This is a genomic window from Polaribacter sp. KT 15, assembly GCF_900143115.1.
Taxonomy (GTDB): Bacteria; Bacteroidota; Bacteroidia; order Flavobacteriales; family Flavobacteriaceae; genus Polaribacter; species Polaribacter marinaquae.
On record NZ_LT670850.1, the window covers coordinates 1,987,377 to 2,000,378 of the forward strand.

The 13,002-nt window shown below is 29.4% G+C and carries 13 protein-coding genes; 3 read left to right on the plus strand and 10 right to left on the minus strand.

Features of this window, described 5'->3' with window-relative positions; genetic code table 11:
- Positions 1 to 120 precede the first annotated feature (120 nt).
- The gene (locus tag B5464_RS08920; RefSeq protein WP_018942691.1) at positions 121 to 984 is read right to left on the minus strand and encodes an RNA polymerase sigma factor RpoD/SigA; all 864 of its coding nucleotides are present in this window, start codon (positions 982 to 984) and stop codon (positions 121 to 123) included.
- 206 nt (positions 985 to 1,190) lie between these two features.
- Here B5464_RS08920 and B5464_RS08925 point away from each other — a divergent pair, with 206 nt between their 5' ends.
- Positions 1,191 to 1,760, plus strand: coding sequence for an RNA polymerase sigma factor (locus B5464_RS08925; RefSeq protein ID WP_368348239.1), 570 nt, complete (start codon positions 1,191 to 1,193; stop codon positions 1,758 to 1,760).
- 507 nt (positions 1,761 to 2,267) lie between these two features.
- On the opposite strand, the gene B5464_RS08930 is transcribed toward B5464_RS08925, so the two are convergent.
- From B5464_RS08930 to B5464_RS08940, 3 genes are read right to left on the minus strand one after another with little or no spacing between them, the layout of a single operon-like run.
- Positions 2,268 to 3,059, minus strand: coding sequence for a hypothetical protein (locus B5464_RS08930; RefSeq protein WP_079738082.1), 792 nt, complete (start codon positions 3,057 to 3,059; stop codon positions 2,268 to 2,270).
- 59 nt (positions 3,060 to 3,118) lie between these two features.
- The gene (locus B5464_RS08935) at positions 3,119 to 4,741 is read right to left on the minus strand and encodes an Ig-like domain-containing protein (protein WP_079739001.1); all 1,623 of its coding nucleotides are present in this window, start codon (positions 4,739 to 4,741) and stop codon (positions 3,119 to 3,121) included.
- A gap of 54 nt (positions 4,742 to 4,795) precedes the next feature.
- A complete protein-coding gene (locus B5464_RS08940) occupies positions 4,796 to 5,482 on the minus strand; it encodes a ComF family protein (protein WP_079739002.1) in 687 nt (228 codons plus the stop codon).
- 160 nt (positions 5,483 to 5,642) lie between these two features.
- Here B5464_RS08940 and B5464_RS08945 point away from each other — a divergent pair, with 160 nt between their 5' ends.
- Positions 5,643 to 7,184 (plus strand): glycine--tRNA ligase, encoded by a 1,542-nt coding sequence (locus B5464_RS08945; protein ID WP_079738083.1) that lies wholly within the window; start codon positions 5,643 to 5,645, stop codon positions 7,182 to 7,184.
- A gap of 193 nt (positions 7,185 to 7,377) precedes the next feature.
- A complete protein-coding gene (locus tag B5464_RS08950) occupies positions 7,378 to 7,782 on the plus strand; it encodes a hypothetical protein (protein ID WP_079738084.1) in 405 nt (134 codons plus the stop codon).
- 119 nt (positions 7,783 to 7,901) lie between these two features.
- Here B5464_RS08950 and groL read toward each other — a convergent pair whose 3' ends face one another.
- The 6 genes from groL to B5464_RS08980 form a co-directional block, all read right to left on the minus strand.
- Positions 7,902 to 9,539 carry a chaperonin GroEL gene (gene groL, locus B5464_RS08955; RefSeq protein ID WP_077811051.1) on the minus strand — a complete coding sequence of 546 codons (1,638 nt, stop codon included), beginning with the start codon at positions 9,537 to 9,539 and terminating at the stop codon, positions 7,902 to 7,904.
- Between the two features lie 110 nt (positions 9,540 to 9,649).
- Positions 9,650 to 9,925, minus strand: coding sequence for a co-chaperone GroES (groES, locus tag B5464_RS08960; RefSeq protein WP_077811052.1), 276 nt, complete (start codon positions 9,923 to 9,925; stop codon positions 9,650 to 9,652).
- Positions 9,926 to 10,102: 177 nt separating this feature from the next.
- On the minus strand, positions 10,103 to 10,432 hold the full coding sequence (secG, locus tag B5464_RS08965; RefSeq protein WP_079738085.1) for a preprotein translocase subunit SecG: 330 nt from the start codon (positions 10,430 to 10,432) through the stop codon (positions 10,103 to 10,105).
- Positions 10,429 to 11,196 (minus strand): hypothetical protein, encoded by a 768-nt coding sequence (locus tag B5464_RS08970; protein WP_079738086.1) that lies wholly within the window; start codon positions 11,194 to 11,196, stop codon positions 10,429 to 10,431. Before B5464_RS08970 ends, secG begins: the two co-directional genes overlap by 4 nt.
- Positions 11,197 to 11,211: 15 nt before the next feature.
- Complete coding sequence (locus B5464_RS08975; protein ID WP_079738087.1) at positions 11,212 to 11,718, minus strand: LptE family protein; 507 nt, start codon at positions 11,716 to 11,718, stop codon at positions 11,212 to 11,214.
- A gap of 2 nt (positions 11,719 to 11,720) precedes the next feature.
- Positions 11,721 to 12,944 (minus strand): sigma-54-dependent Fis family transcriptional regulator, encoded by a 1,224-nt coding sequence (locus B5464_RS08980; protein ID WP_077811056.1) that lies wholly within the window; start codon positions 12,942 to 12,944, stop codon positions 11,721 to 11,723.
- Positions 12,945 to 13,002 lie beyond the last annotated feature (58 nt).

Here is a 13,002-nt window from a genome sequence, read left to right on the forward strand (position 1 = left end):
GCGAGTACAGAAAACAGGAAATAACTTCAAAAAAAAACTCCCGAAAAGAATTTCGAGAGTTTTGAGTTTTTTATACTTTTTTAAGAGTATGAATGAAATACTTGGTACAATTTGCAATAGCTAACCTAAGTAAGTCATTAAAATTTTAGATCTAGACGTGTGCTTTAATCTTCTAATTGCTTTTTCTTTAATTTGACGAACACGTTCTCTTGTTAAATCGAAAGTTTCACCAATTTCTTCTAAAGTCATTGGTTGGTGCTCACCTAAACCAAAGTATAATTTTACAACATCTGCTTCTCTTGGAGTCAATGTTTCTAAAGCTCTATTAATTTCTATACGTAAAGATTCGTGTAATAACACTCTATCTGGGTTTGGTGATTCACCAGAGTTTAAAACATCGTATAAATTAGAATCTTCACCTTCAATTAAAGGTGCATCCATAGATACGTGACGTCCAGAATTTTTCATAGATTCTTTAACGTCATTAACAGTCATGTCTAATTTCTTAGCAATTTCTTCTGCAGAAGGCGGACGCTCGTTTTCTTGTTCTAAGAAAGCGTACATTTTGTTAATTTTATTAATAGAACCAATTTTATTTAATGGTAAACGTACGATTCTAGATTGTTCTGCAAGTGCTTGTAATATAGATTGACGAATCCACCAAACGGCATAAGAGATAAATTTAAAACCACGAGTTTCATCGAAACGTTTTGCAGCTTTAATTAAACCTAAATTACCTTCGTTAATTAAATCTGGTAAAGTTAATCCTTGGTTTTGATATTGTTTTGCAACAGATACAACAAAACGTAAATTGGCTTTGGTTAATTTTTCTAAAGCTCTTTGGTCTCCGGCTTTAATTAACTGTGCTAATTCTACTTCTTCATCGGCAGTAATTAAATCTACCTTTCCTATCTCTTGTAAATATTTGTCTAATGATGCAGTTTCTCTATTAGTAACCTGCTTGGTAATTTTTAGTTGTCTCATCTAAATTCTCTCTAACCTTTTTTTAAGGATTAATACTCTTGCTACACTTACTTATACGGAAGAACGAAACATAATGTTACAAAAAGAAACGATTTTTTTACAAAAAGATAATATTTAACCGTTTACCGATAAATAATAACCGTTTATCTTTTTAAAAATTTTAAGTGTGACTTATGTTGTTATTTAGTGTCATAAAACCAACCGAAGTGAATACGATAGAATTAAAAATTACAGATGAAGAATTAGTTTTCGAAATAGTTAGAACTAATAATACAGAATTATTTGCAACATTATACGATAGATTTTCTAGCGTTGTATATAATAAGTGTTATGGTTTTTCAAAAAGCAAAGAAGAAGCAGAAGATTTAATGCACGATGTTTTTGTTAGACTATTTGTTAAATTAAAAACTTTTAAAGGTAATTCTAAGTTTTCTACTTGGTTGTATTCTTTTACATATAATTTTTGTGTAAATTATGTGCAAAGAAACAGCCATAAGAAAAAAGAGAAAGTTACAATTGTAACAGATCAAATTAAAGAGAATAACGATTCTTTTGAAGAAATTGAAGATGCTAATTTATTAGAATTAAAATCTGCTAAACTTGCAAAAGCTTTATCTTTAATAGATCCTTCGGATAAAATGATTTTATTGATGAAATACCAAGATGATAAGAGTATTAAAGAAATAAAAGAAGTTTTAAATATTGGTGAAAGTGCAGTTAAAATGAGAGTTAAACGAGCCAAAGCCAAGGTTGTTAAAGTATACGAATCATTATAAAAAATTATGAGTAATCCATTCAAGAAAATTCTACCAAAGCACAAAGTTTCCTCTAAAGTTAAACACAAGGTTTTAGTAGATGCTAGAATGATTAAACATACATTTGAAATAGCAGACCGATACGTCTTAAAATATCCAAGAACCCTAACTAATTTCTATATTAATTTAAAGTAAGTTATACTTTAAATTGCCCTCTACATTTAGAAATTTTTTCCCTTTTTAAATTTTTACCTTATATAGTAGTCAAGTTTGAATAAATTCAATTCTTTGATTAAATTTTAGTTTTCGATATAGAACGTAAAACTATATTTAGCACAAGTTAGTAAGCTGAAAACTATCTTAAATTTCCTCTTCAAATACTAAATAGTTAGTAAAACTAGTTTATACTGAATCTTAATTTTTTAAAATAATATGATAGTATTTTTTGACTAAATATCTTCATATCAAATAAAAAAACCATATCAATTTATAATGCTTTTATTCAATTTAATAAAGATATTATTAGTTTTAGTAGAATAACGGAGTACTAAAGTTAAGGTGATATATTAAACCAACTTGCATGGTTAATGCCCATTCATTGTTTCTATTTTCAAAAACTTCTGCTTTTAAACCATCAATTTTATCAGAAAAGAAATAAGAATAATTAAATTGAGCAGATAAGTCTAGTTTTTCAGTAAGTTTATATCTGGTTCCTAAACCAATATTAAAAGCAAAAGCTTCTCCGCTACCAATATCTAAAGAATTTTCTTCTGTATATTTTTTAGGTAAAACCGCTATATCTTCTTGCCAATTACCAAGTTCAGATTTTAAACTGTTGTTATAAAATGAATATTGAATACCGAAAGTAAAAAATGGATTGAAAGAAATATCTGTGTAAGGATAAACAAATTCTTCTAGAGGTCTTAAAAAGTATTCTAAATGCAAACCTAAATTTATCATTCTTATACTTCCTTTCATGGCTCTTAGTTGCTCGCCACCATAACTTTGTTTAGAAGCCCAATAGCCATGATGTTCTAACTCGGTATTTTTTACATACTGAATTTCAGTTTTAACCATTAAGTGATTTCTCATTATATCATTAGGATCCCAACGCAATGTTCTGTTGAAAAAATGAAGATAATGAGCAACAGCAAAAGACATACCTTTGTTGTTATACTCGCTTCCAAAATGGTTTCTCTCACCGTAATCTGTTTGTAAACTAGTGGTGCCAACAAAACCACCGATATCGTGTGTGTAATGCTGCGCCTTAAATTCTAGAATAAAAACAATTACAAAAATAATTGTTATAGGGGTTCTCAAGATTTAGGGGTCTTAAAAGTAAAAAAACAAAGATAAATAAATTTTTTACAGTTGCAAGATTATTTTAAGTTTTTAACTGTGAATGTGTTACCCTCTAAAAAATAGTTAGCTCTTACTTTTAGCTCTTCTTGATAATAAATAATGTTTTCTGGCTTTTGTCTTAATAAAAAGTTTCCGGTGTCCCACTTTTTATTATTGTTTTTATCAATTATTGCCCTAACCATATAAGTATTGGGTTCTAAAAGTGTAAAAACCAATTTTTCTGTTTTGTTTAAATATTTTCTTTCAACAATTTGATCAAAATCTTTACCCGTTAGTAAATCGATAATTAAGTTTTCTGAATCTTGATTTACAACGTTTAAGGTAATTTTACCATAATCTTCTAATTCTAAAGTTTTAAAATTATAATTTAAGGTGTCGTTTTCAATATTATAAATATCAGTAAAACTTCCTGGTAATGCTTTTAATGTGTAGTTTTCTTTTTGATTTTTCTTAAATATAAAACCAATCTTGTTTTCTTTTTTAGAAAGAAAACTCGAATAATTTACTGCAATTGTATCTTTATCTATAAGTGAAATTTTACTGGTATCTAATTTTATAATCGGGTTGTTACTTTTTATGAAAAAGGTGTCTCTAAATTGTAAGGTACCACCAACAGAGGGTTTTAGAGTTAAAGAATCTAGTTTTTTCTTTCTAAATTTAACTGTTACTGTATCTATAAAAATATCATTAGTAACTAGAAAATTAAGTGAGTCTAATTCTAAAGGTGTATACCAATAGTTTAAAGTATCTTTATCTGTTTCGAACTTTGAGATGCTCTTAAAATCTTCTGGAACTTTTGATAATAGAGAAACTTTAAAATCTTTTATTTCACCTTCGTATCCAAATTCTATTTTACCTTTTGTAATTTCTTTAGCTCTTTTAAAAGCATAAGGTTGTTTTTCTTTAAAAAGTGTAATAGGTATATTAATAATACTATCTTTTGGTAATGTAATTGTGTCTGTATAAAAACCAATTTTATCTAATTTAGGATTAAAAATATAATCGCTAGTAGATTCTTCTAATGCCATTAAAAGATATTTTCCTTCTTTTAAATTTGTAAATCTAAAAGTGGTTGTGTCTATAGCAGTAGTTACGTAATTTGGTTTTTGTTTGTAAATTATAGAATCTGTGTAAGTACTGTCTAACTTATACAATACAACACTTGTGTTTTTCGGTTTTTTGTTAAAAAAAGCGTCTTTAATAGTTCCTGATGTTTCAAGAGAATCAATATAACTTCCTGTAGAAAAGATGTATTTAAATTGTTCTAATTTGTTGTTTTCATTATTATCTTCGATAGCATTACCAAAGTTAAAAATGTAAGTTGTGTTTTTTGCTAAAGTATCTAAGATTTCTATTTTTAAAAACTTACTAGCTGTTCCTTGAGGTGTTACTAATAATGGGTTTTTTAACGGCGGAGAAACTACTAATTGTTTGTTTAAATCTTTTAGTTTTATAAACTCGTTAAACTCTAGTTTAACTTCTTTTTTATTAAAGTTGATTGTTTTGTAAGGCGGGTTTGAGCTTACAAACAAAGGAGCCTTTTCATCTTTAGGTCCGCCATCTGGTCTACCTGTTTTTGCACAACTAACTATTAAAGTAGCAAGAACAATAAAAAAAAGAGATTTATAAATGAATTTCACAAAAGTAAATTTTCTACAAATTAACAATTTATTTTTCAAAATAAATCACAAAATTTAATCTGTGTAAGCCATTGCTAAAATGCTAATTTTAATTCCGGTAGATTTTAAAAGTTCTTTTGCGCAGGCCTCTATTGTTGCGCCTGTTGTAATTACATCATCTATAATTAAAATGTGTTTATTTTTTAAAATTGAATTGTCTGTAATTTCAAATTTAGCTTCTAAATTGTTAAATCTTTCAAACCTACTTTTTCGGGTTTGTGTTTTAGTGTCTAAATTCCGAATTAAAACATCTTCAACCAGCGGTATTTTTAAATGTTTGCTTAAAGTTTTACCAAATTTGGTAACTTGGTTGTAACCTCTTTTACGTTTTCTTTTAGCGTGAATAGGTACAGGAACTATGCAGTCTATTTTAGAAAATTCTTTATTATTTGCTAATATTTCACCAAGCCAATTTCCAAAAAACAAGCCAATATCTTCATTGTTTTTATATTTAAGTTCGTGAATTAAATTCTTTGTAATACTTTTTTTTCTGAAAAATAATAATGCATTTGCTTTTTCAATTAAAACTCTACCTTTAAAAGAGTTGGTAATTTTATTGTCAGTATAACTATCAAAATTAGTTAAAGGTAAATCGTGTCTGCATATTAAACACAATATGGTTTCATTTTTAAGCAATTGATTTTGGCAATTTGCACAAATTTCAGGATAAAAAAGATATAATAAATCCTTTAAAAAGTTCATTTTTCCTTGTTCGCTTTTTTTTATTAAAGATACTTTATTTTTTTTAGTCTGATTTTTAAGTTTCACTATGATTAATCGGAATAATAACCTACTATTTTTGTTAAAATGAAATTATTTTTTTCTTGAAAAAGTTGTCTAAACGTTTATCTTTGTCGCCATTATGGCAAAACAAGAAGATCAATTTAAAAAAGTATTATCGCACGCTAAAGAATATGGTTATGTATTTCAATCATCTGAAATTTATGACGGTTTAAGTGCGGTTTACGATTATGCTCAAAATGGTGTTGAGTTAAAGAAAAATATTAGAGATTATTGGTGGAAAGCAATGGTGCAAATGCATGAAAATATTGTTGGTATAGATGCATCTATTTTAATGCACCCAACAACTTGGAAAGCTTCTGGCCATGTAGATGCATTTAATGATCCTTTAATTGATAATAAAGATTCTAAAAAAAGATATAGAGCAGATGTTTTAATAGAAGATTATTGTGCCAAAATTGAAGGTAAAATAAACAAGGAAGTAACAAAAGCTGCAAAACGTTTTGGTGATGCATTTAATAAGGAAGAATTTTTAGCTACTAATGGTAGAGTTCTTGGTTATCAAGAAAAAATTAATACTATTTTATCTAGAATGGGTAAATCTTTAGAAAATGAAGATTTAGCTGATGTAAAATTATTAATTGAAGAATTAGAGATTGCAGACCCATTAACAGGTTCTAAAAACTGGACAGAAGTTAAGCAGTTTAACTTAATGTTTGGTACTCAAATTGGTGCTTCAGCCGATAGTTCGACACAAGTATATTTAAGACCAGAAACTGCACAAGGTATTTTTGTGAATTTTTTAAATGTTCAGAAAACCGGACGAATGAAAATTCCTTTCGGAATTGCTCAAAGTGGTAAAGCATTTAGAAATGAAATTGTTGCAAGACAATTTATTTTTAGAATGCGTGAGTTTGAACAAATGGAAATGCAATTTTTTGTGAAACCTGGTACACAAAAAGAATGGTATAATCAATGGAAAGAAACGCGTTTAAAATGGCATTTATCATTAGGTATGGGTGCAGATAATTACCGTTTTCATGATCATGATAAATTAGCCCATTATGCAGATGCTGCTGCAGATATCGAATTTAAGTTTCCTTTCGGGTTTAAAGAATTAGAAGGAATTCATTCTAGAACAGATTTCGACTTAAAAGCTCACGAAGAATTTTCTGGTAAGAAATTACAATATTTCGATCACGAAGAGAACAAAAATTACACACCTTATGTAGTAGAAACTTCTATTGGTTTAGACAGAATGTTTTTAGCTGTTTTTTCTAATTCTTTACAAGAAGAAGCTTTAGAAAATGGTACAACAAGAACAGTTTTAAAATTACCAGCAGTTTTAGCACCTTTTAAAGCAGCAATATTTCCGTTAGTTAAAAAAGACGGGTTACCAGAAGTTGCAAGGCAAATTATGGATGACTTAAAATGGGATTTTAATGTTTTTTATGATGAAAAAGATGCCGTAGGTAAACGTTACAGAAGACAAGATGCTGCAGGTACACCGTTTTGTATAACAGTAGATCATGATTCTTTAGAGGATAAATCTGTTACAATAAGACATAGAGACACCATGGAGCAAAAGCGTGTTAAAATTTCTGATTTAAAAGATATTATAAAAGCAGAAGTAGATATTAAAACATGGTTGCAAAAAATGTAATTAAATTTTAACTATAAAGTATAAATACCTCATCATAATCGATGGGGTATTTTACTTAAGTACAAGTACTAGAATTTATAAAAAGAGTAATTACACGCTAAAATTATCAATTGTTTTATTTCAATTTTACAACTCTAAAAAGGTGGAATCTGAAAAACCTATAATAGAGTAAGAAACTATAAAACAATTTATTATGTCTGGAATTGCAAATATTGAAAATGAAGTTAAATTAGGAGGAGGAGCTCAGTTTTGGGTTTATATATCGCCACAAAATGATACAGCAAATGTTGTAAAAGGTTGGTCGGTTACATTTTCTCAAGGAAGTTGGAGTGATACAATAACTTCAGAAAACCCTACAAAACAAATTAAAACTCCAAATTTATCAGGAGACTTTAATATTGAAGTTACTGCATTAAATTCATCTACAAATCCACCTATGAGAGTTAATGTTCCTGCTCAATCTGGCAGTAAAAATGTAATTGGCTGTAATGCTAATTGTGCCTCTTTTGTTGGTTTAATAGCAGATGAAAAACCTTTAATGGGAGGTGTTAATGTGAAATTCTGGACAACTTGGGACGCAATGTGTTCTCGAGGCTAATCGATATTTTATTAAAATTAAAAATCCGTTAGAAAATGAATTCTAACGGATTTTTTTATTTAATATTTCTCTTTAAAATCAAAACTATAAAAGAGAAATTTATTTGTAGAAGTATGTTACTACATCATTCCTGGCATTCCACCACCCATTGGAGGCATTCCGCCACCTGCAGGTGCATCTTCTTTAATATCAATTAAAGCACATTCTGTAGTTAAAATCATTCCAGCAACAGAAGCTGCGTTTTCTAAAGCAACACGAGTTACTTTTTTAGGATCGATAATACCAGCATCTAACATATTTACATATTGATCTGATTTTGCATCATAACCAAAGTCTTTTTTACCTTCTAAAACTTTGTTTATTACAACAGAACCTTCGCCACCAGCGTTTTCTACAATAGTTCTTAAAGGAGCCTCAATTGCTTTGTTAACAATTTGCACACCTGTTGTTTCATCTAAGTTTTCTGTAGCTAATTTTTCTAATACTTTTTTAGCACGAACTAAGGCAACACCACCACCAGCAACAATACCTTCTTCTACAGCAGCTCTTGTTGCATGTAAAGCATCATCAACTCTGTCTTTCTTCTCTTTCATTTCTACTTCAGAGGCAGCACCAACATATAATACAGCAACACCACCAGCTAATTTAGCTAAACGTTCTTGTAATTTTTCTTTGTCGTAGTCTGATGTTGTAGTTTCTATCTGAGCCTTTATTTGACTAACTCTTGTTTTAATAGTATCTGCATCACCAGAACCATTTACAATTGTAGTATTATCTTTATCAATAGTAATGCTTTCTGCAGTACCTAATAAATCTAAAGTTGCGTTTTCTAAAGAGAATCCTCTTTCTTCAGAGATTACAGTTCCGCCAGTTAAAATAGCGATGTCTTCTAACATTGCTTTTCTTCTGTCTCCAAAACCAGGTGCTTTAACTGCTGCAATTTTTAATCCACCTCTTAATTTGTTTACTACTAAAGTTGCCAATGCTTGTCCATCTACATCTTCAGCAATAATTAATAAAGGTCTACCAGATTGAGAAACTGGTTCTAAGATTGGTAAAATTTCTTGTAAGTTAGAAATCTTCTTATCGAATAATAATACATAAGGATTTTCTAAATCTGCAATCATTTTATCCGCATCTGTAACAAAGTATGGCGATAAATAACCTCTATCAAACTGCATACCTTCTACAACATCTACATAAGTATCTGTTCCTTTAGCTTCTTCTACAGTAATTACACCTTCTTTACCAACTTTACCAAAAGCAGTAGCAATTAAATCTCCTATAACTGCATCGTTATTTGCAGAAATAGAAGCTACTTGTTGTATTTTTTCTGATGAATTACCAACTTTTTGAGTTTGCTTTTCTAAATCTGTAACAATTGCTTCTACAGCTTTGTCAATTCCACGTTTTAAATCCATAGGATTTGCGCCTGCAGCAACATTTTTCAAGCCTTCTTTTACAATTGCTTGTGCTAAAACAGTAGCCGTTGTTGTACCATCACCAGCTAAATCGTTTGTTTTAGATGCAACTTCTTTTACCATTTGAGCTCCCATGTTTTCAAGCTCATTTTCTAATTCAACTTCTTTTGCAACAGAAACACCATCTTTAGTTACAGTTGGTGCACCAAAAGATTTAGAAATAATTACATTTCTTCCTTTAGGTCCTAAAGTTACTTTTACGGCATTTGCCAATGCATCTACACCGCGTTTTAAACCATCTCTTGCTTCAATATCAAATTTTATATCTTTTGCCATTGTTTTTATTTTTTGATTTTAGCTTTGGCTCTAGGCTTTTAGCTAAAATAATTTGTTTTTACTTTATTGTTCTTTGCTTTAGGTAAATAGTTAAAAGCAAATAGCATTATTTATATGATCGCTAAAATATCAGATTCACGCATCATTAAATAATCTTTACCCTCTAGTTTAAGGTCTGTTCCGCCATATTTACTGTATAAAACAGTATCACCAACTTTTACAGTTAATGGCTCGTCTATTTTACCATTACCTATGGCTACAACTGTACCTTGTTGTGGCTTTTCTTTTGCATTGTCTGGAATGATTAATCCGGAAGCTGTTTTTGTTTCTGCAGGTGCAGGTTCTACAAGAACTCTGTCTGCTAAAGGTTTAATGTTTAATCCCATTTTTAATACGTTTTATTGATTAAATTAATTTTTTTATACTTTCATAATAGTCAGAAATTATGCCATTAGATTATAACTGACATTTTTTCAATATTAGAAATAATTAAGTTGATTTTTGCGCAAAAAAAAATGCCAACGTGTCATTTACGTTGGCATTTTAAATTTTATAAATAATAGTTATTTTAAACTATCGTTTGTATTTGTAGTTGGTTCTGCTGGCGTTGTAGTTTCTACACCGTCTAAAGTATTGTCTAATTGAAAATTATTATCGCCATCTCTAGGAATTGCAAAATTTGCTAATAAAATTAAAGCAAACATAGCAATTGCCAACGTCCAAGTTGTTCTGTCTAAAAAGTTGTTTGTGTTTTGTACACCACCTAAAGATTGTGCACCACCGCCACCAAAAGAAGAAGATAATCCTCCACCTTTAGGGTTTTGTACCATAACAATTAGGATTAAAGCTACTGCTACAATCAAAATAAGGATTAAAAAAGCTGTATAACTCATGATTTATTTTTTTGTAAAATTTGTATTCTTTTAATTTGGTCTGCAAAGAAACCACTTTTTTCTGGATATTTCAAACTTAAAATTCGATAAGCTTGTATTGCGTTTTCATACTTCTTTTGTTCTAGATAAACTTTGGCTAAAGTTTCTGTCATTAAAGCAGCGTCTTGCTTGTTTTTTGTAACTGGTACAGCAATCGTTTTTCCTTTTTCTAAAGGCTCTATTTTAGGATTATTTTTAATAAATTTATTAATAATATCTTCTGCTTTTATTGTCTTTTTTATTGGTTTTTCTTCTGTTCTTACAATCGCCTTTTTAGTAGATAACTGCAGCCATTGCTGAAAAGAGTGGCTTTCTGAGTCAGAGAATGACAAAGGTTTGCCTATATCTAAATTTTCTTCTGCCTTATCAATAATTGTTGTTGTATTCGTTTCTTCATCAGCATTAATAGAAAGAATAGTTTCTTTTTGATGATTGTTTTCTAGTTTAGATGAAATTTGTTCGTGAATAGTTTCTTCTTTAGAAATTTCACTTTTAAAAGATGTTATGTAATTAAATAAAACAGTTCTGTCTGTTGTATATGCTGCAGTTAATTTTAATTCATTATTATACTTAAAACTGTCTTGGTTTTTTAAGCCTTTTAAATACAAAGCTCTTGCTGCTTGAAAATAAGGAAATTCTTCAATTACAGATTTTAATTCGGCAGTTTCTATCTGCTGAATATCTGTTTTGCCTTTGGCGATTTGTATGAATGTAGAAGATTTCAATATTTAAAATTTAGTTTACCATTTACCAACAGAAGCATTGAAAATATCTTGCGTAATTCTGTCTATAATTTCTTCAAAAGCTGCTTCTTGCACGCTACCGGTTAATTGAGATGTTGCTGGATAATCAGAATAGAATGAAAACGATTTTTCGAAATCTTTTTTCTCATCCGTATTATTAATATATCTAACGTTTACGGTAATTGTTAATCTGTTTTGGGCAGAAGTTTGCGCAGATGTTGCACTCATAGGCGCAATTCTGTAACTTGTAATTTCTCCGCTGAAATGCAAGTCTCCGTTATTTGGCGTTGGTGATAAATTTGTTTGCCTTGTAAATAAATCTTGTAATTCGTTTGTGAATTGCTGACTTAAAGTTGGCTCTATTAATTGGGCTTGATTAGGAAAAAAATCTACTTGAATTGTTTTTGCATTACCAACATCACCGCCTGTAAAACCGTAAATACCGCAACCAATTAATAAAAAAGAACTAATTGTAAAAAGTACTGTATAAATTAATTTTTTCATAATTATAAATCGTATTGTTTAATTTTTCTGTACAATGTTCTTTCAGAAATACCTAGTTCTTTAGCAGCAAGTTTTCTTTTATTATTGTTCTTTTCTAAAGATTTTTTTATCATTTCAATTTCTTTGTCTTGTAATGATAAAGACTCATCTTCTTCTATAGTTTCTATAAAATCGTATTCTTTGTCTTCAGAATTATTTTGCGGAATATTTAGAACTTCGATATCGTGTTCTTTTAATTCTTTATCGCTATAAATTTTTTCTAATAATTGATGATTTTCTTCTTGTACTTGTTCTATATCTCCGTTTTTCATTAAATCTAACGTTAACTTTTTTAAATCGTTAATGTCGTTTCTCATGTCAAACAAAATCTTGTACATAATGTCTCTTTCCGTAGAAAAATCATTTTCTTTTTTACCGCCAACAACTGCTGGCAAATTACCGTTGTTATTTGGTAAGTATTGGTTTAGCTTAGAAGCTGTAATGGTTCTACTTTCTTCGATTACAGAAATTTGTTCTGCTAAGTTTTTTAACTGACGAATGTTACCCGGAAAGCGATAGTTTAATAAAACATTTACTGCATTTTCATCTAATCGAATAGAAGGCATTCTATATTTCTGAGCAAAATCTGCTGCAAATTTTCGAAATAATAAATGAATATCTTCATTACGATCTCTTAAAGCAGGTAATTGAATTTCTACAGTGCTTAACCTGTAATACAAATCTTCTCTAAAACGTTCTTTTTCTATAGCTGCTTGCATATTTACGTTAGTTGCAGCTACAATTCTAACGTTCGTTTTTAAAGTTTTAGAAGAACCAACTTTTATAAACTCACCGTTTTCTAAAACACGTAATAATCTTACTTGGGTTGTTAAAGGTAGCTCACCAACTTCATCTAAAAATATGGTACCACCATCAGCTACTTCAAAGTATCCTTTTCTATCTTGTGTAGCACCTGTAAAAGACCCTTTTTCGTGACCAAAAAGTTCGCTATCAATAGTTCCTTCTGGTATTGCACCACAGTTTACAGCAATGTATTTTGCATGTTTTCTATGAGATAAAGAATGTATTATTTTAGGAATACTTTCTTTACCAACACCACTTTCTCCGGTAACTAATACAGAAATATCTGTAGGTGCAACTCTTACGGCTTTTTCTAAAGCTCTATTAAGTTGCAAATCGTTACCAATTATGCCAAAACGTTGTTTGATTGCTTGTAAGTTTTCCATTTTCTTTTTCTTAGAATAGAGAAAAAAAGAATAAAGAGATAAGTTTTTTCTTAAAACC